Source organism: Geomonas sp. Red276, assembly GCF_054784495.1.
Genome location: NZ_BLXW01000013.1, coordinates 125,344 through 144,724, shown reverse-complemented (window position 1 = coordinate 144,724; position 19,381 = coordinate 125,344). Strand labels below are relative to the sequence as shown.

Annotated in this window: 15 protein-coding genes; 4 read left to right on the top strand and 11 right to left on the bottom strand. The window is 62.8% G+C overall.

All coding sequences use genetic code 11. The features are described 5' to 3' along the window. Positions 1 to 291 precede the first annotated feature (291 nt). Positions 292 to 1,767 (bottom strand): anthranilate synthase component I family protein, encoded by a 1,476-nt coding sequence (gene trpE, locus ACYVL5_RS11330; RefSeq protein ID WP_460595681.1) that lies wholly within the window; start codon positions 1,765 to 1,767, stop codon positions 292 to 294. 235 nt (positions 1,768 to 2,002) lie between these two features. Between trpE and ACYVL5_RS11325 the strand changes: the two genes are divergently transcribed. The 4 genes from ACYVL5_RS11325 (at position 2,003) to ACYVL5_RS11310 (ending at position 5,874) form a co-directional block, all read left to right on the top strand. Further along, a complete protein-coding gene (locus tag ACYVL5_RS11325) occupies positions 2,003 to 3,055 on the top strand; it encodes a hypothetical protein (protein WP_460595680.1) in 1,053 nt (350 codons plus the stop codon). Positions 3,056 to 3,257: 202 nt separating this feature from the next. Beyond that, on the top strand, positions 3,258 to 5,192 hold the full coding sequence (htpG, locus tag ACYVL5_RS11320) for an Hsp90 family chaperone protein (RefSeq protein WP_460595679.1): 1,935 nt from the start codon (positions 3,258 to 3,260) through the stop codon (positions 5,190 to 5,192). Between the two features lie 102 nt (positions 5,193 to 5,294). Further along, entirely contained in the window at positions 5,295 to 5,573 is a 279-nt protein-coding gene (locus ACYVL5_RS11315) for a type II toxin-antitoxin system RelE/ParE family toxin (protein WP_460595678.1), read from the top strand. Between the two features lie 10 nt (positions 5,574 to 5,583). After that, positions 5,584 to 5,874: a helix-turn-helix transcriptional regulator gene (locus ACYVL5_RS11310; RefSeq protein WP_460595677.1), complete on the top strand. Its 291-nt coding sequence runs from the start codon at positions 5,584 to 5,586 to the stop codon at positions 5,872 to 5,874. Positions 5,875 to 5,880: 6 nt separating this feature from the next. Here the strand turns inward: ACYVL5_RS11310 and ACYVL5_RS11305 are convergent, their stop codons facing one another. The 10 genes from ACYVL5_RS11305 to ACYVL5_RS11260 all read right to left on the bottom strand — a co-directional run bounded on the left by ACYVL5_RS11305 (position 5,881) and on the right by ACYVL5_RS11260 (position 19,212). Then, the gene (locus tag ACYVL5_RS11305) at positions 5,881 to 8,520 is read right to left on the bottom strand and encodes a hybrid sensor histidine kinase/response regulator (protein WP_460595676.1); all 2,640 of its coding nucleotides are present in this window, start codon (positions 8,518 to 8,520) and stop codon (positions 5,881 to 5,883) included. Between the two features lie 206 nt (positions 8,521 to 8,726). Continuing rightward, entirely contained in the window at positions 8,727 to 9,614 is an 888-nt protein-coding gene (locus tag ACYVL5_RS11300; protein WP_460595675.1) for a response regulator, read from the bottom strand. Between the two features lie 260 nt (positions 9,615 to 9,874). Next, positions 9,875 to 10,828 carry a hypothetical protein gene (locus tag ACYVL5_RS11295; RefSeq protein ID WP_460595674.1) on the bottom strand — a complete coding sequence of 318 codons (954 nt, stop codon included), beginning with the start codon at positions 10,826 to 10,828 and terminating at the stop codon, positions 9,875 to 9,877. A 110-nt stretch (positions 10,829 to 10,938) separates the two neighbouring features. Further along, positions 10,939 to 11,559 (bottom strand): hypothetical protein, encoded by a 621-nt coding sequence (locus ACYVL5_RS11290; protein ID WP_460595673.1) that lies wholly within the window; start codon positions 11,557 to 11,559, stop codon positions 10,939 to 10,941. Positions 11,560 to 11,677: 118 nt separating this feature from the next. Next, positions 11,678 to 13,300 (bottom strand): hypothetical protein, encoded by a 1,623-nt coding sequence (locus ACYVL5_RS11285; RefSeq protein ID WP_460595672.1) that lies wholly within the window; start codon positions 13,298 to 13,300, stop codon positions 11,678 to 11,680. Positions 13,301 to 13,352: 52 nt separating this feature from the next. Continuing rightward, positions 13,353 to 13,712 (bottom strand): hypothetical protein, encoded by a 360-nt coding sequence (locus ACYVL5_RS11280; protein ID WP_460595671.1) that lies wholly within the window; start codon positions 13,710 to 13,712, stop codon positions 13,353 to 13,355. A 64-nt stretch (positions 13,713 to 13,776) separates the two neighbouring features. Further along, positions 13,777 to 14,919, bottom strand: coding sequence for a beta strand repeat-containing protein (locus ACYVL5_RS11275; protein ID WP_460595670.1), 1,143 nt, complete (start codon positions 14,917 to 14,919; stop codon positions 13,777 to 13,779). A gap of 395 nt (positions 14,920 to 15,314) precedes the next feature. Next, positions 15,315 to 16,100 (bottom strand): ABC transporter permease, encoded by a 786-nt coding sequence (locus tag ACYVL5_RS11270; RefSeq protein WP_460595669.1) that lies wholly within the window; start codon positions 16,098 to 16,100, stop codon positions 15,315 to 15,317. A gap of 3 nt (positions 16,101 to 16,103) precedes the next feature. Then, positions 16,104 to 16,877: an ABC transporter ATP-binding protein gene (locus ACYVL5_RS11265; protein ID WP_460595668.1), complete on the bottom strand. Its 774-nt coding sequence runs from the start codon at positions 16,875 to 16,877 to the stop codon at positions 16,104 to 16,106. Positions 16,878 to 17,031: 154 nt separating this feature from the next. Further along, a complete protein-coding gene (locus ACYVL5_RS11260; protein ID WP_460595667.1) occupies positions 17,032 to 19,212 on the bottom strand; it encodes an aldehyde ferredoxin oxidoreductase C-terminal domain-containing protein in 2,181 nt (726 codons plus the stop codon). Positions 19,213 to 19,381 lie beyond the last annotated feature (169 nt).

Sequence of the window (19,381 nt, the reverse complement as noted above, 5' to 3'; positions counted from 1 at the left end):
GCCTGACTGGAACTGGAAACGATTCTTCACGGCAGCCTCCTCGGATGGAATGTGCCGTGATTATATGAACCACCTACGACGTAATATGTCGCGCTTGTCTTCCAGCGGAAGATTGGCGCTAATCAGGAAATCTTTTAGGTTAAGGCTTTACCCCTCAAGCTTTATCCGTGTAAATCCGTTTCATCAGATTTGATCCGTGTTCACCCGTTTCAGATTCTTGCTGTAAGGTTTATCCGCGAAAATCCGCTCAATCCGCGTCATCCGCGTTCTATCGCCTTTGACTTGGTCCCTTCAGTCCAACCCTTTTTCTGCCATCTCGATGGCCTTTTTCACCGCCATCGCCTTGTTCACGGTCTCGGTGTACTCGGCGGCCGGGTCGGAGTCGGCCACGATGCCGGCGCCCGCCTGGAGGTGGACCTTGCCGTCCTTCACCACCAGGGTCCTGATGGCGATGGCCATGTCCATGTTCCCGGAGAAGGAGAAGTAGCCGACCGCTCCGCCGTAGACCTCGCGCCGCATCCCTTCCAGCTCCTCGATGATCTCCATGGCCCGCACCTTGGGCGCCCCGGAGAGGGTGCCGGCCGGGAAGGTGGCCCTGACCACGTCGAAGGAATCCTGGCCGGGAGCGAGTTCGCCCTGGACGTTGGAAACGATGTGCATGACGTGGGAGTAGCGCTCGATCACCATCAGCTCGGAAACCTTCACGCTCCCGATGTTGCAGACCCGCCCGAGGTCGTTGCGGCCGAGATCGACCAGCATGACGTGCTCGGCCCGCTCCTTGGGATCGGCCAAAAGCTCACGGGCCAGCGCCTCGTCGGCGGCGGGTGTCGCCCCGCGCGGACGGGTGCCGGCGATGGGGCGAAGCTCGACGAGCTCCCCTTCCTTGCGCACCATGACTTCGGGGGAGGCACCGACCACCACGGTCTCGTCCATCCTCAGGAAGAACATGTACGGAGAGGGGTTGAGCGTTCTCAAAACGCGGTAGATGTCGAAGGGATCGACGGTGAGGTCGCCGGAGAAGCGCTGGGAGAGGACCACCTGGATGATGTCCCCTTCCTTCACGTACTCCTTGCAGCGCACCACCGCGTTCTCGAAATCATCCCGCTTCACGTTGGAGGTGAGGTTGACCTTCCCCTGGGACGGTTTCTTTTCAGGGGCGGACAGCGGAGCCTTGAGCCGCGCGATCAGACCTTCGATCTTCTTCACCGCCTCGTCATAGGCGGCCCGGGGCGAGGCGGAGCCGTCGAGGTGGGCGTTGGAGACCACCTTGATCTTCTGGCTGAGGCTGTCGAAGATCAGGATGGTGTCGGTGATGATGAAGTAGGCATCGTAGGCGTCGATCTCGCGCCGGTTCTTTTCGGGAAGCTTCTCGAAGTGGCGGACGGCATCGTAGCCGAGGTAGCCCACCGCGCCGCCGAAAAAGCGGGGAATCCCGGGGACCTCGACCGGCGTGTAGCGGGCCATGTAGCCGCGAATGTAATCGAGCGGATCCTCGACCTCCACCCGGGTCACCTCTCCGCCTTCCACGATCTCGACCCAATTGTCCTTGCCCCGGATGACCACCGCCGGGGAGGACCCCAGGAAGGTGTAGCGACCCCACTTCTCTCCCCCCTCGATACTTTCGAGCAGGAAGCCGTAGCGGCCGTCATCGATCTTCTTGAAGGCGCCCACCGGGGTGTCCAGGTCGGCCAGGATCTCCCGGTAGACCGGGATCAGGTTGCCTTGGGCGGAAAGGGATTGGAACGAGGCGAAATCGGGATGATACATGGGGCTCCTTTTGTGGTTGCCCGGGCCGGGCCTTGGAGGGAAGCTAGCCCTTGATGCTTATAGGTTTAGCTCATGTTTATTAACATAGCGGGAATCAAGAGTCAAGGAAAGTAGCGGAGTTACCAGATCACGACGGGATCGTGACCGAGGTTTTGGTTGATCAAATTCACAGACAGGGAAATGAAAAAGTAGCGGTTGCCGAAGCTGCAGCCGTTAGTTACAATCTCCACGACCAATGAGTAAGCTTTCCACTCTCATAGAGCACATCCGCCGCCTCGCACTCACCGTCGTCGACCTCATCGTCAGGTTCAAGCGGTCCACGGAAAAGCTGTTCCTCCCCCACGAGGGAAGGGTCAAGCCGGAGGGTGACATCGCCCTCGACGCGCTGACGGCCAGGTTCCCGCGGTACCTGCGGACCGCTCCCGGGCACGTGGTCTGCGGGAGAGGGTGGTATCCCCTGGTGTGGGACCTCTGCACCGCGATCGAGGCGCTCGAACACCTCGCCATGCCGAAGGTGGGGACCGTCCAGGCCGAAGAGCGCCTGGGAGGTCTCTTCATCAAGATCGACTCCCCTTCCCTCCTGGTCCGCGAGCTCGCCCGCGACATCGAGCACAAGGCCGCCGCCACCTGCGAGGAGTGCGGCGCGCCCGGCTCGCTCAGGCTCGGGCACGGCTTCGCCAAGACCCTGTGCCCCGGCCACGCCAGGGTCCGCAAGCGCCCCTACCACCGGAAAGGTGAACTGGAGCCGGGGCAAAAGACCAAGCTCCTCTTCCTCGACGCCGAGTTCACCGACCTCGACTACCCGCAGCTGATCAGCATCGCCCTGGTGGCCGACAGCGGCGAGAGCTTCTACTGCGAGCTCGCCAACGGATGGAGCCCCGAGGGGTGTTCCGGGTTCGTGCGCCAGAATGTGCTTCCCCTTTTAACCGGGGGAGAGTTCATGCAGGAGAGAAGCTTCGCAGGCCCCAGGCTCTCCCAGTGGGTGACCGATTTCGGCTGTCCCGTCCGGGTGGTGAGCGACGCTCCCCGCTACGACTGGGTGCTCATGCTGGACCTCCTTTTGGAGACGGTCCCCGTCAACCTCTGCCCCGCTCCCATCACCTTTTACTCGGACAGCTTTCCCGAGCTCGTCCCGCTTCTACAGGAGGCGCGGGCGAAATCGCTCCAGGCTTCCGAGGGGTCCCAGCATCACGCGCTCTTCGACGCGCAGGCCTTGCGCGAGGCGTGGGAGGTGATGCGGCTGAACGTCCACCCCGCCATCCTCGACCAGTATCTACGGCAGTACTGACCTCCCTTGCCCGCCCTACCCCTTATTTGAATTCTCCCCTCGCACCACAAAACTGCCCTCACCCGGCCTTCGGCCACCCTTTCCCCTGAAGGGGCGAGGGGAGACGTTACCTCTTTTTTTTCTTCCCCCCTTGAAATCGGGCCCCACCATGATTACCTTCCCGCGAGACCAATCCACCATGACCAAAGGAGACTACCAACCAATGGGCAAAACCGTCAAAAAGTTCGAGACCGAGGTACAGCAGCTGCTGGACCTGGTGATCCACTCCCTCTACTCCAACAAGGAGATCTTCTTAAGGGAGCTGATTTCCAACGCCTCTGACGCCATAGACAAGATCAGGTTCGAATCCCACTCCAACATGGAGCTTCTGGAAGGTAACGCCGACTGGAAGATCAAGCTCCACGCGGACAAGGAGGCCGGCACCCTCACCATCGTCGACAACGGTATCGGCATGTCCATGGACGAGGTGGCCGACAACATCGGCACCATCGCCAAGTCGGGAACGCGCAACTTCGTGGCGGCCTTGAAGGAGCAGAACGTGGCCGACAACCCGGAGCTGATCGGCCAGTTCGGGGTCGGCTTCTACGCCTCCTTCATGGTCGCCGACAAGGTCACCCTGAAGACCAGGAAGGCCGGGGGCAAAGAGTACGGCTGCTTGTGGGAATCCACCGGCGACGGCAGCTACACCATCGAGGAGTGCGAGAAGGATGACCGCGGCACCGAGATCACCCTGCACCTAAAAGACGACATGAAGGAGTTCCTCGAGGAGTGGAAGATCCGCTCCATCGTCAAGAAGTACTCCGACTACGTCCAGTACCCGATCGTGATGGACGTCACCCGCAGCGAGCCGGTGAAGGACCAGGACGGCAAGGTGATCGAGGGGGGCGGCACCATCGAGAAGACCACCGAGGAGACCTTGAACTCGATGAAGGCCATCTGGGCCCGGCCGAAGAGCGAGATCACCGATGAGGAGTACGAGGAGTTCTACAAGCACATCTCCCACGATTACGACAAGCCTCTCTCCACCATCCACTACTCCGCAGAAGGGGTGAGCGAGTTCAAGTCCATCGTCTACATCCCGTCCCACAAGCCGTTCGACCTCTTTTTGCGCGACCACAAAAAGGGTGTCCACCTCTACGTGAAGAGGGTCTACATCACCGACAACTGCGAAGCACTTCTCCCCGACTACCTCCGCTTCGTCAAGGGGGTCGTCGACTCCAGCGACCTCCCCTTGAACGTCTCCCGCGAAATCCTCCAGGAGGACGTGCAGATCAAGCGGATCCAGAAGAGCCTGGTCGGCAAGATCCTCTCCACCCTCGCGGAGATGAAGGAGAAGAACCCGGACGACTACCTGAAATTCTGGGCGGAGTTCGGCCCGGTCATAAAGGAAGGTATCCACTTCGACTACGCCAACAAGGAGAAGCTGCAGGACCTGATCATCTTCGAGAGCTCCAAGACCGAGAAAGGGAAGTTCGTCTCGCTCAAGGAGTACGTGGAGAGGATGCCGGAGTCTCAGAAGGAGATCTACTACATCACCGGCATGAACCGCGAGTCGGTGGAGAACTCCCCCTACATGGAGGTCTTCAGGAAGAAGGATTACGAGGTCCTCTACCTGACCGACCCGGTCGACGAGTGGGTGGTCCAGGCGCTTAACGAGTACAAGGAGAAGCACCTCAAGGCGATCGACCGCGGCGACCTCGAGCTCGAGAGCGAGGAGGAGAAGAAGGAGAAGGAGGCCAAGAAGGAGGAGGCCCAGAAGGAGTACGGCACGCTCCTCTCCTTCGTCCAGGAGACCCTCAAGGAGAAGGTGAAGGAGGTCCGCCTCTCCTCGCGCCTGACCGAGAGCGCCTGCTGCCTGGTGGCCGACGAGATGGGCTTGAACGCCAACATGGAGAAGATCCTCAAGGCGATGAACCAGGAGGTCCCGGAAGGGAAGAGGATCCTGGAGTTGAACCCGGATCACCCGATCATGCAGGTGATGACCGCCATGTACGAGAAGGACCAGGGGAACGCCAGGCTCGCCGACTACTGCGAGCTCCTCTTCGACCAGGCGCTCCTCACCGAGGGGAGCCCGATCAAGGACCCGCTCCGCTTCACCAAGCTGGTGAGCGAGCTCATGGTGACGGGGGGCAAGTAGCCGCCGTCAAAACGTGCCTTTCATCAAAAAGGGGCGAAGCCAACCGGCTTCGCCCCTTTTTTCTCCCCTTGCGAACTGTAACCTGCAGGGTTACAGTTCTCCATGGTCCTGTCTTTCCGCCGCAAGGGACTTCAGAGGTATTTTGAGTCAGTCACCAAGGCCGGCATTCAGGCTCAACATTCCGCGAGACTGAGAGTCGTCCTCGCCCGGCTGCACGCCGCCCAGGACCCGAAAGACCTCAACCTCCCGGGGCTACGCTTGCACCTGCTCGGAGGGCGCTTAGACGGTTTCTACTCGGTCATGATAAGCGGAAACGGGAGGGTCATCTTCCGGTTCGAGGGACAGGACGCCTTTGACGTTGACTATCTCGACTATCATTGAGGAACTCTGTATGATGCACAATCCTCCCCATCCTGGAGAAGTTATTCGTTCACTCTGCATCGAGCCGTTGGGCCTGTCCGTCACCGAGGCAGCCAAAGCATTGGGTGTCAGCAGGAAAGCACTGTCGTCGCTTTTAAACGCCCGCAGCGGCATTACCACGGAGATGGCCATGCGGCTCGCCATTGCCTTTGACACGACACCGGAAAGCTGGCTCGTGCAGCAGATGCAGTACGACCTATGGCAGACCTCCCAGAAAGCTTCCCTCGGGGGCGTCCAAAGGCTCACACCAAAGGACGCGTGATCCTCCTCACGAAAGCACCTCCCGCAACTTGTTGCTCACCTCCATCAGCTTGAACGGCTTCTGGATGAAGGCCACCCCCTCCCCGCCGAACCTTTCCGCCACCTCGTGCTCGCTGTAGCCGCTCGCCACCACGACCGGCACCGAAGGATCCAGCCGCCTAAGCTCCTTCAGGGTCTGCTCGCCGTCCATCTCCGGCATGGTCAGGTCGAGCAGCACGCAGACGATCTCCCCGCCGTGCCGGCCGTAGACCTCCAGCGCCTCCCTCCCATCCCGCGCCACCAGCACCTCGAACCCCATGGCGGACAGCATGTGCTGGCCGAGCTTCCTGATGTTCTCCTCGTCGTCCACGAGCAAAACGGTCCCTTCGCCTGAGAAAAGCCCGTCGCCCGGGGGCGCAAAAGGCCGCTGGGCGGGGAGCGCCAGGGCGGGGAGCAGCACGCGGAAGGTGGTCCCCTTGCCGACCTCGCTCTCGACCTTGATGGCCCCCCGGTGCCCGCGTACGATCCCCAGCACGGCCGCCATGCCGAGCCCGCGGCCGGTGAACTTGGTGGTGAAGAAGGGATCGAAGATCTTCTGGACGTTGCCCGGTTCGATCCCGCACCCGGTGTCGGTCACCTCCAGGACCACGTAGCGCCCTTCGGGAAGGGAGTCGTCGATCCAGGAATCGGAAAGGAGCTCGCGGTCGCAGTCGACCGCCCCGGTGGCAAGGGTGATCACCCCGGCCTTTTCCCCGATGGCCTCGGAGGCATTCATGACGAGGTTCAGGACCACCTGCCGCAGCTGGCTCGCGTCGCCGCTGATGGCCGGCAACGGCTGCTGGAAATCGTATCTGAGGGCGGTCTTCTTCGAGATCGAGACCTCCAGCATCTGCCCCATCTCCTCGACCAGCTGGTTCAGGTCCAGTTCCTCGATGAGGAACTTCCCTTTCCCCGAGTAGGCGAGCATCTGGCGGGCCAGTTCCGCGGCACGGCCGGCCGCCACCTCGATCTGCGCCAGGTTGGCGCGGGCCGGGGAATCCTCCGGAAGCCGCATCTGGGCAAGCTCGGCGTTTCCGGTCACCACCATGAGGATGTTGTTGAAGTCGTGGGCGATCCCCCCCGCCAGCACCCCCAGGCTCTCGAGCTTCTGCACGTGACGCATCTGCTCTTCGATCCGCTGCTTCTCCAGTTGCAGCTGCTTGTGCTCGGTCACGTCGACCACCACCATCATCACGTGCGGACGGCCGTCGACTTCGCAGCGGGATATGAAGAAATCGAAGTGGACCGATCTGCCGAAGGTGGTGACGAAGGGGCGCTCCAGGTGCCGGGTCACCCCGGTAAGGAGCACCTCCTCCGCGATGGCATCGACACCGGACTCCTGCCAGCTTCCGAGGGTGCGGAAATTCTGGGCGAGGAGCTTCGACCTGGTGCCGCCGACCATGGCGGCCAGGGTCTCGTTGGCCACCACGCAGTCGCCGGTGGCGCCGTCGAAGACCTGGATGCCGGTGGGGGAAGAGGCGAGCAGGGTCTCAAGGAGCACCAGCGCCTTGTCACGCGCCTCCTCGATCGTCCTTCGTTCGGCGAGCTCCCGGGAGAGCCGGCGGTTGGTGCGGTCCAGTTCCTCGGTCCGTTCGGCCACCCTCAGTTCCAGCGTGTCGCGTGAGAACCGGAGGGCCTCCTGGGCGCTCACCTCGCTCTGCCAGCCGTAGTAGATCCTGCGCGACAACAGGACGGTCACCACCACGAAAACCCCGACCAGGCAGGCCATCCGGAAAAGGTCCCGCCTCCAGGGGGCGAGGAAGTCCTTTTCCGCCAGGCCGACCAGGACGTAGAGGGGATAGCGCCCCACCTTGAGGAAGGAGACCATCTTGGGGACGTTGTCCCAGCTCAAGGGGGTAAAGAAGGTTCCCCGCTGCCGCCCCTCCTGGAGCTGAAGCCGCAACTCGGGAGATATCTTGGAGACGCCGATGAACGTGGTGTCGCCCGGCTGCCCCGGATGACGGACCATGATCCTCATGTTGCCGTCGCGCAGGCTGATGCCGCCGGTGGGGCCCACGTCGATGGCGGACAACATGCGCCGGATGGTATCGATCGCGACGGGGCAGGAAATGATGCCGGCGAAGGAGCCATCGGGATTGCTGATCCGCCGCGCGAAGGCGATGACGAGCTTCGGGGTGACCCTCCCCATGACCGGAGAGGAGATGACCAGTCCCGCCCGCGGGTCATCGCGCAGCTGCCGGAAGAACGGGCGATCGGCCAGCGAGAAGTGACCGTCGGGCACCCCGGCGCCGTAGAGGAGGTCCCCCCGTGCGTTGGCCATCCGCAAGGCCACCACCTCGGGAAGGCGCCCCTGCAGCCTGTTCAGGTGACGGTTGAAGACGGAAGGGTTGATCCCGCCGGCCGCGATCTCCCTTTCCGCCTCGTCGACCGCCGCCAAGAGGGCCACGTCGATGGTGTCCACCAGCCCCGTCATGCTGTAGCCGAGCGCCTCGGACAGGTTCTTGCTGTCCTGGGCGGCCCGCTCGAGGTACTGCCGCTTGCTCTGCCCAAGCGACAAGGCGGCGAGGCTCGCGACGAAGATGTTCAAGAGAAGGACGACGGCGACCAGCCTGAACAGAACGTTGCTGCTGGTACGGGAGGGTGCGGCTGATTCTCGTGCGACTTCCATGAATCTCCTTGCTGCGCGACGGTCGGGGGAAAAGGTGAAGAGACGTCACTTCATTATATCGGCCCGCGGAGAAAATTCATGAGTCAAAAGGAGGAAGCGGCCGGCAGGATCGCGGGGCTGGGGAAACAAAAAGCCGGTGCCGGGTCCCGCGACGCGGGGGGCCCTGGTACCGGCTAAAGGAGGGTGCGCGGCAGGTAAAGCGGCGGCTATTTTCCGTAGATCTGCTCGCTGCTCTGGAAGGCCCGCTTGACGCGGGTCAGCAGGCCGATCTCCTTGACCGGCTTGAGGACAAAGTCGAAGAACCCCTTCTCGAGGGCCTCCTTCTCCTCGTCGGGAGTGGCCGCGGCGGTCATCAGGATGACCGGCATGTAGCGGAACTCCGGGATGTTGCGGATGGCGAAGAGGAACTCGTATCCTCCCAGCTTCGGCATGACCTTGTCGGTGATCACCATCCTCGGCTTCAAGGTGAAGATCTTGGTGAAGGCGTCCATCCCGTCGAGGGCGGTCTCCACCTGGTACCCCTTGCGGGTCAGGATCTTGGCCACCATCTCCCGGTTCAACTGGTCGTCCTCCACCACGAGGATGCTCTTGCTCCCGGCTTCGACGATCTGCTGCTGCCCGAGGTAGTGGCGGGCGATGGCGCGGGTGATTTCGACCCGGGTGGAAACGTAGAGCACCACCTTATGCCCGGTGAGCTTCTCGATCTCGGCGAACAGCTGGTCGGTGGTGGGATCGGCCACCGCGAGGCCGAGCTTGCCGCCGTCCACCTTGAGGGGGAACAGGGTATGCTTGACCGCCAACTCCAGCGGGATCATCTTCAGCATGGCGGGGGGGAAGGCGTACTTGGCGAAGTCGTGGATCTTGCGGCAGCGGTACTGCACCGCGAGGGCGTCCGCCAGCTCCTCCGGGGTGACCAGCCCGATCACCTCGAGAAGCTCTCCGAGCCTCAGGTGCTTGGTCCGGGCGTGCTCGATGAGCCGGGAAACCGAAAGGGAGGTGAGGATCCCCTTTTCCACGAAGATCTCCCCGAGCGGCTTGCGGCCCGGAACGGCGGAACCCGGGATGTGCGAGGCAGTGGTATCGTGTTGTGTCATTCGGACAGTCTCCGAAAACGTCTAATGAAGGTCCGGCTGGACCAAAGTGCAAAATTAAAGGCAAAAAGAAAAAAAGGCAACCCAATATTGCATGGGGATCTCCTCACCACCCGGAAATATCGGGCAGTTGGAGAAAGAAATATCGCGCAGTTGGGGAAATTATACAGGAAGGGAGGCAGGGGGAGATAGGTACCGCTGAAGAAGGGGGAGGAATCGGCGGTCCGGCGGGAGGGTGAGGGCTCCCGCCGGACCGCAGGCAATCATTTCAGCACGAAGGCAACCTTGGCGCCCGCCAGGAAGTTGGCCTTCTGGTTGGCGGAGAAGATGGCCACCGCATCCTGGTCGGTGACCTGCAGGTCGGCGGCGGTCACGGTGCCGACCGCCTTGATGACCAGCGGGGTCTTGACGCCACGGGCCTCGAGGGCGGCCTTGGCCTTGTCGACGCTGTTCGTGTACTCGCCGCACCCCTGCTCCACCAAGACCTTCTGGCTCACCTTGGACGGGTCGTAGAGGAGCTCCTTCTTGGTGCTGAAGATGCGGTTGATGAGCGCCGCCTTGAAGTTCTGGTCGGTCGCGTCGACGATCAGGCCGTCGTAGTCGACCGGGGGAGCGGGCGGAGGCGGAGTCGCGGCGGGGGGCTCATACTTGGGAGCCGGTTTCCCCTCCAACTCGGTCACCGCCCTTTTCAGCTGGGGATCCCTGTTCATCCGGTCGTAAACCGCCGAGGCGAAGCCCTTGGGACCGTGGAGCCCGATCTTCACGATGGCGATGGCGGTGTCCTTGTCCTTGCTGTACTCCTGGAGTACCACCTGGACCCCCTTCACCATCCCGGTGACCGCGCTCCGGACGCTGTCGTACTGGAGCATGCCGTCTTTCACCGAGGTATCGCCCACCAGGGCGAAGCCGTTGAGGTATTCCGCCACCGAGCGCTGGGCGAGCACCACGGCGGCCCGCTTGGCTCCCATCTCCCGCTGGGCGGGAGTCTTGGCGTCCGGGTTACCTACCGCCTCGCCGTAGAAGACCAGGGCCTCCTGGCTGAAGGCGGCGTTGTCGTCGCGCCCGTTGGGGCCGCCGGTCACGCTGAGGTTCTGCTGGCTGAGCCAGGCCTTGGCCTTGGTGAAGGTATCGTCGATCTGGTTGGCCCCGCCGTCGTCGGCCAGCGCCGCACCTGCCCAAAGCGTCGCCACGAGGGCTGCCACCGCTATCCGTTTCATGTCCACTCCTTTAGCTTATTGCATTGAATGATGGGGACTCGCACCGCAAGGTGCCTGTCCCCTTTCCGCTCTGGCAGAGGCTCCAGTCCACGCTTGCCGCTTTGTGTAGACTACTCGTAGCTGCTGATGGTCCCGGCGATCTTCCTGGCCACCTCGCCCGTGTAGTAATCCCCACCCTTGTCCCCCTCCTCCGAATACTGCAGCTCGGAGAGGATCTTTCCGTCGGAGGTCCTGGCGACCTTGAGGTCGACGTTGAGGACGGTCGGGGCGTTGTCGGCAATGGCCGAGGGGGTCGGCGACAGGGTCGCGGTGTAGGGGAGGATCCCGGCGGCCCGGGCGCGGTCCACGGCGCCGGGGTCCACGTAGCTGTCGATCTTCCCGCCCACCACGTAGTCGATCTTCTCGCGCCTGGCGATGTCGATCTGGGAACGGATGTTGTAGTTGTACGGCACGTCCAGCGGTACGACGACCACCTCTTTCTTGAGCCGCTGCTTGAGCCGGCTCGCCAGCTCGGCGGCGAAGATGACCGGCATCCCTTTCTTGCTGCAGAGGTTCGCGTCGTTCCTGGTCTTGATGTCGTTGTACCCGATCTCCTTCAGCACCAGGTCCGGACGGCACTGCTGGAAGCCGACCACCCCTACCGTGTAGTTCCTGGCCGGGCCGGAGCAGCCGGCCAGCACGGCGGTGGCGAGGGAGGCGGAGATGAGAACCGACCACAGTTTCTTCGACATGGGTTATTCCTCTCGTGTCACGCCCGGTAAGGCCGGGCGGCATAACTCCCTCCCCTGCAAGGGGAGGGGTGGGTGAGGATGGGGAGTTCAGGCCGGGCAAATGGCCTGCAGCCCGTGGCTACTTGTTGCTCGCTTCCATCCGATCCAGCAGGAACTTGGCCTGGTGGTCGTCCGGCGAGAAGCGCAGGGCCTCGTGCAGGGCACGCTGGGCGTTCGGGAGGTCCCCCTTCTCGTAGGCAAGCAGGCCGAGCGACTTCCAAAGGAGCGGATCCTGCGGGAACCTGACCGTCCCCTCCTTGAGGGCCGCGGCGGCCTGCGGCTCGTTGTTCATCTCTTTGAGGCAAAGCGACAGGTAGAAGTAGGTCTCCGGCGACGGGAGGATCTTCAGGTTCTCGGAGAAGTACTCCACCGCCTTCGGGTAGTCGCGGCTGCGGAAGGCGCGGCCGGCGAGGATCATCGCCTCGGTGCTCTTCATGCGGCGCTCGTCGTCGCTCAGGCCGGCGTAGGGAGAACCGGCCGGGGGCGCGGGGGGGGCTGCCTGCTGCTGCGGGGGAGCCTGTTGCTGGGCGGCGGGCGCGGGAGCCGGGGCGGGAGCCTGCGAGGCCGAGTTCTGGGCCTGCATGATGTTGGTCAGGGTGATCCGGCGCCCGAGGGTCTTCTCGTTGATCGGGATGTTGACGTAGAGCTGGGTGAAGGTCTCGAGGTCGACGCTCTTTCCTTCCGGTTTGAAGGAGGGGTTGTACTTCCTGAGCGCGGCGAGGGTGACCTCGTCGAGCATCCCGGTCAGCGGCACGTCGTAGCCGTAGAGGTAGAGCCACTGCTGGGCGTTGTGGTTACGCTGGAAGTCGTTCATCCGGTAGTAGCTCTTCTTGACGGCGTCGGTCACCACCTCGTCCGCCTGGGTGTCGTCGTCGATGAGCCTCCAGTACGGGATGGAGAGGTCCTTGCCGACGATCTGGATCATGCTGAACTCGACCAGGAGCCGGACGGCGTTGTGGCGCCCCTGCACCTTCTTGATGCTCCCCTTGCTCCCGAAGGTGGGGCCGAAGAGGGTGATGCCGAACTCCTTCTCGGAGAGGGCCTTGGTCACCTCCATCGAGTTGGTGGTGTTCATGCGGGCGATGCCGGACATGGTCTTGAAGTCGAGCAGGTTGAAGTCGAGCGTGATGCGGGCCAGGCCGGTCTTGGTCGAGTCGGAGTAGTCGATACCGATCTTCTTGGACGGGACCGGGATCGGCACCGGGACCTCCCCTTCGGCACCCACGTCGGTGCCCGAGCCGCGGGTTTCGAGACCGCGGTCGAACTCGGTGATCCCCCCGGAGACCACCACGTCGGGGATCAGCTTGTTCCTGAAACTGGAGTACCCGGTCGCCATCTGGTTCTGGATGAAGGCGGGGTCGTAGGGGATGAAGATGACGTTCCCCCCGATGGAGTTCAGGGCGCTCTTGATCATCTCGGTGATGTCCTTGGGGATCTCGCCACCGGTGGCCATGGCGGTCCCGGTGTTGTCACCGATCGGGTTGCTCTGGATCCTGAGCGGGCCGGTGTCGTAGATCTCGGTCATCAGGCCGAGGTTCCTGAGCGACTGGGTGAAGTTGGTGACCTTCTTGATCGGGGCGGTCTCGGGAAGTTTGACGTCGACCTTGGAAGGAGCTACCGAGGCACAGGCGGCCAAAAGGCCGGAAAGGACCAGCAGCGACGCGAGTTTGAGTCGCATCGACGGCGTAGTAATGTTCTTCATGGTTCCCTCGTGGCGCATGAAATTGGACAACTGAAAGCGACGACGGGGCGAGCTAGCGCCCGATGACCTGGGTCTTGTCGCCGCGGCTTTGGTCGATGATGACGACGTCTCCCCGGATGGTCCCCCCGACCCCGAGGACCACGGAGTTCATGTTCCCGGTGGAAGGCCCGGAACCGCCGCCTCCCTGCTGCCCCTCTTCCGTCCCGTGGGCGCTTCGGACGTCGGCCTGGCTCATGGCGTTGCGCTTTATGAAGCTAACGTTGCGGTCCTTTTGTCCCAGCTCGTCGTCGTTCTCGATGGATCCCTCGGTGAACTTGGAGATCCCGTCGTCGAGGTCCGAGGCGATGGCGGCCTTGCCGGCCAACAGGGCGAAGCAGCAGCAGATCAGCAGGATCTTGGGCATCGTCTTCATTTCTCTCTCCTCAAAAAGCCCCGGCGGTCACCCGCTAAGGGGCGACCGCCGGAGACCGGTCGGGTTACTTCACCACCACGGAGCCCATGTTGGCGGTGTTGCCGAAGCCGACGGCGACGTTGGCGGCACCCTGGTTGTTCGAGTTGTTGGAAACGCTGCCGTTGACGGTGGCGTTTTGGACCTCTACCGAACCCATGTTGGCGTGGTTGCCGAAGCCGACGGCCACGTTGGCGGCGCCCTGGTTGTTGGAGTAGTTGTCCACGTAGCCGTTCACGGTGGCGTTGTGGATCTCGGTGGAGCCCATGTTGGCCTGGTTTCCGGTACCGACGGCGACGTTGGCGGCTCCCTGGTTGTTGGAGTAGTTGTAGACGCCGCCGTTGACGGTGGAACCGGTCACGCTGGCGGACCCCATGGAGGCTTGGTTGCCGGAGCCGACCGCGATGTTGGCGGCCCCCTGGTTGTTGGAGTAGTTGTCCACGTAGCCGTTCACGTTGGAACCGCCGATGTTGGTGGAGCCCATGCGGGCGCTGTTGTTGTTACCCACCGCGATGTTGGCGGCCCCCTGGTTGTTGGAGCCGTTGTAGACGTAGCCGCTGACGTTGGAGTTGTTGACGTTGGTGGAGCCCATGCTGGCCTTGTTGCCGTTGCCGACCGCGACGTTGGCGGAGCCCTGGTTGTTGGAATAGTTGTTGATGTGGCCGTTCACGGTGGAGTTGTTGATGTTGGCGGAGCCGGTGTTGGCGTTGTTGAAGTTGCCGACCGCGATGTTGGCCGAACCCTGGTTGTAGGAGTTGTTGTTGACGCTGCCGTTGACGGTGGCGTTGTTGACGTTGACGGAGCCGGTGTTGGCGTTGTTGCCGACCCCGACCGCGATGTTGGCGGAGCCCTGGTTGTTGGAGTAGTTGCCGACGTAGCCGTTCACGGTGGAGTTGTTGAGGTTGGTGGCACCGGTGTTGGCGTTGTTGCCGACGCCGACGGCGACGTTGGCGGCCCCCTGGTTGTTCGTGTAGTTGCCGACGTAGCCGTTCACCCGGCTGTTGGAGACCCCGGTGGAGCCCATGTTGGCGTTGTTGTAGTCGCCGACCGAGACGTTGGCGGCACCCTGGTTGTTGGAGTCGTTGTTGACCGAGCCGCGAATGTCGGACTGGGCGTAGCATACGGCGGCGTTCAACAAGACGGCGATCATCACTACCATGCTCTTTTTCATCGTTTCCCTCCCCTTTCCTCTGCTTACCGGATTATTATTAAATATTTCAAATGCAACATCGGGTTGCGAGGTACTGTATACAAGAGCCATTGTGGCGGCAAGATACCAACGGGAAAGCATTTTTTCAAGAACAAAATCAGGTTTTACCTTAGATTGAGACTGAAGAATGTTTGAAATCTCTCAGTGATTTCTCTCTTCGTTCTTCCTGGTTCTAGGACGGACACTCTCCAAAACTTCTACTGGGGTTTTATGACAGTGTCGGCAGCCTCTTATACTGACCTTAACTTTTCCTTCGCTTTCTTGAACCGGCAAACGGAAGCTATGACGGACAGGGAGATCGATTTCCTCGAAGAACCCGGCCAGGCACAGGGAACCGATGGGGGGGGAAACGAAGGTTATTCGTCGCGGAACTGGTGGGCCTGGGTGAAGTAATGGCGGTAGCCCTGGAGAAGGATGAGGAAGGCGGTGATGGAGACGGCACCGGTAATGGCGCACATGATGGCGATCTGGTACCTGACCGCCACCACCGGCTCGGTGCCGGAGAGGATCTGGCCGGTCATCATCCCGGGAAGCGAGACGATACCCATGGCGGCCATGGTGTTGACGGTCGGCATCAGGGCCGCCCGGAAGGCGCTGCGGACCGCGGATTGGGCCGCCTGCCGCCCGGTGGCACCGAGGCAAAGGGCGGTCTCGATCTCGTCGCGGCGCTCCCGCATCTCGGCCGCCAGGCGCTCGGCGGCGAGGCTCGCGCCGTTCATGGAGTTGCCGATGATCATCCCGGCCAGAGGGATCAGGTAGCGGGGGTCGTACCAGGGGGTGTAGCGGACGATGACCGCGCAGAAGAGGAAGGTGACCGCGCCGCAGCCGATGAAGATCGAGGTGCCGGCCACCTGGTAGAAGCGTGGAATCCGGTTGCGGATCCGGCCGCCGATCACCTGGAGGGAGAAGGCCCCCATCACCAGCAGGATGGCGATCACCGGCAGCGGGCTTTTCACCGCGAAGATGAAATGCAGCAGGTAGCCGACCAAAAGGAGCTGGGCGACCATGCGGACCGAGGCCCAGAGCATCTCCCCCTCGTGGCCGACCTTCATCAGGCGGGCGAGGCCGATGGAGAGGAGCACGAGGCCAAAGGCGAGCACCAGGTCGATGAGCTCGAGATTGACGAGTCCCTGGCTTTCCATCGATCAGACCTCCGCTCCCGGCTCCTCGAGGAACCGTCTCAGTTCGGGGGATCTCGGGCGGGTGAGGAGCTCCTCCCCCCTCCCCTCTTCCAGGATCCGCCCCGCCTCCAGGTAGAGGCAGTAGTCGGCCAGCCGCTCGGCGAGCCTCAGGTCGTGGGTGACCAGGATGACGGTGAGCCTTTGCGAGTGGCAGATCTCCCGCAGGGTCGCCGCCAGGGCGTCCGAGGTGCGCCGGTCGAGGGCGCTCGTCGGCTCGTCGAGGAGAAGGACGCCGGGCTTGGTGATCAGGCCGCGGGCGAGCCCCACCCGCTGCTGCTGTCCCAGCGAGAGCGAACGGGCGTCCCGCCCGACCAGGGAGGGATCGAGCTTGGCGAGTGCGAGGGATTGGAGAACGGCATCGCTCTGCGCGGAAGGAAGCGGCTGTTGGCGGTAGAGGAAAGGGCGCTGCAGGTTTTCCAGCACGCTCCCCGCGAACATGAACGGTTTCTGGGGGACCAGGGCGACGCGGTGACGGAGCTCGATGGGATCGATGGTGGCGATATCGGTTCCGTCGACCAGGATCCTCCCGCCCGCGGGCTCCGCGAGGCGGTTGATGAGGCGGATGAGCGAGCTCTTGCCGCCCCCCGAGGGACCGATGATGACGGTGATCTCGCCGCGGCGGGCGGAGAAGGAGATCTCCCGGACGATCTCGGAGCTCACCCCCTCCCGGCTCGTCCTTACTACCGAGACGGCCTCGACCTGGACGGAGACGGGACTGGCGGGGAGTGTGGTGGTCATAGGGGGTCCACTCCATATCCCTCTCCCTCCGGGAGAGGGGCAGGGGTGAGGGAGGTTCCAAAATCTTCCCTCACCCGGCCTTCGGCCACCCTCTCCCGGAGGGAGAGGGAATCTCGAAAAGGGGCGGGGGTGAGGGAGGTTTTGCGGTAAAGCGTCAGTTGTAGGCGACCAACTGTTCCCTGGTCTCTACATTCAGGTGATCCCACAGGCCAAGGCCCTTCAGGGTGTCGACCTTCGGGATGCCGTTCTCGCTCCAGCCCCGCTCCTGGTAGTAGACCTGGATCAGCTTGCGGAGCTCCTTCTTGCGGGCGTCCATGAGCTTGGTGCGTTTGTCGGTGGTGGACAAAGCCGCCAGCTGCGCGTCGTCGAAGCCGAGCATCCTCCTCAACTCGGCATCGTTGAAATCCTGCTCGGTCTCGTACAGGGCATCTTCCGTGGGCCCGATGGCCCGGTCCGGGATCCAGTCCTGGGCGATGGTATGTTCGCCGTAGCGCATGACGTTCATGACCCGCTGCAGGTTGATGTCGCGGTCGGTCTGCTCGAAGATCTCCTCCCACTTAAGGTCGGTGCCGAGCACCCCGTTGTAGAAATCGGCGTAGATCTCCTGCGAGGCCGGGTTGATGTAGACATCCCCCTCCACCCTTTTGGCGGACTCCGGATTGAAGACGTCCACCCAGGGAAGCTTGCAGACGCCGAGGTTGTCGTTGCCAAGGCGCACCCGCGGGTAGCTCATCAGGGCGCGCGCCTTGTCCTCGAAGGTCGGGAAGGCGCCCAAAAGGTCGGACTTGATCAGCCACGCCGCCGCATGGTGGGCGCCGATGTCGCTCGCCGCGGCGTAGGAGCCCTGCATGGAAAGGGAACGGTGGGTCCGGTAGAAGGAGAAGGGAAGCCCCTTGGTCTGCATGGCGAAGAGCTTGAGATCGGCCACCGGGTCCTTCCCGGTCCGCTTCTGGTACCGCTCGGCCACCCAGCGCTTCAGGGCGACCATCCCCCGGCCGGCCATGCGGGAGAGCTCGGTGTCGCCGTGGGCCAGCTGGTGCATGAAGGTGAAGGCCGCCTCCTCGTTCCCCCAGACCATCTGGAGCCCGTCGCTGTCGGCGGCGGTCAGGTAGCCGCGCTGGAAGCACTCCATGATGAAGGCCATGATGGTGGCGGTGGAGATGGTGTCGATGCCGTAGTTGTCGCAGTGCCAGTTCGCTTCCATGATGAACTCGGCGCTCCAGATCCCGAGGTTGGAGCCGAAGCCCGCGGCGGTCTCGTACTCCGGCCCGTCGACCCAGACCTTTTGGCCTGCGTGGGTACCGGAAACGAGGGTCACCCACCCACCCTTGTTGCACTGCAGGTTGCACCCCGGGAAGCAGCCGTCCATCCCGCGGTGCTCGAAGAGGTTCTCGGCGTAGTGTTTGCCGCAGATCTGCACGGCGCGGGGATCGCTCCCCCCCTGGAAGTTGTGGACCGGCAGCGACTGGTACTCGTGCTTGCTCATGAAGGTGATGAGCCCGACGCTCCCCTTCCTGGCCATCTTGAGCTGCTGGGGATCGACCTCCTTGACCACCTTGTGGAGACGGCTCCCGGCCTTTTGCACCCTGCTCCAGTCGGCGGCGCCGTAGGGGTTCTCACCCTGCGGGTAGTTGGCCAGCACCACGATGGCGAGCACGTTCTTGTCCCGCATGACCGACCCGATGCCGGTGCGGCCCGCCTGCTTGGAGCGCCAGACCCCCTTGCCGCCGTCCTTGGCCGGCTTGGTGATGTCGAAATAGTGGCTGTTGATGCAGCCGTAGTTGGTGTTGGCGGCGCCGATGCCGGTGGACATGAAGGCGATGTTGCGGCGCTGGTAGCCGGCGGCCACGAAGCGGTTCTCCACGTCGGACTGCACGTGGAAGGCCTCGTCATCGGCCGCGACCTTTTCCACCGTGACCTCGTTGGTGTAGCCGTTGATGACGATCAGCACCGGCTGATCGGACTTGCCGGTCACCTGGAGGGCGTCGAAACCGGCGTATTTCAGGTAGGCGCCGAAGTAGCCGCCGAAGTTGGAGACACCGGGAACGCCGGTGGCGGGAGAAAGGGAGACGGCCATCGCCTTGGCGGTGCCGGGGAACTGCGGGATACCTCCCAGGGGGCCGTTGGCGAGGATCAGCGGGTTTTGCGGATCGAGCGGCCTGGTGGCCGGGGTAGTCGCCTTGTGGAGCAGGTAGAGGCCGAGACTGCGCCCGCCGATGAAGTAGTCACGCACCTGCGGATCGAGATCCTGGATGGCGATGGCGCCGTTTCCGAGATCCACGTTGAGAATCCTGTTGGCATAGCCGCGGTGAAGCCGCGTCGGTTGGTAACGCATCCTCTTCGATTCCTCCCTTACTTTCTCAGGCCAATTCATAGCCGGGCAAACGGCATCACAAGCCCTATCCACTATATGACCACAGGCATAAAGTCAAGATAAATAAGGAGAAGATGCTGCGGTGAAGTCAGCATCGCCTCTCAACATAGAACCTAGAACATAGAACCTA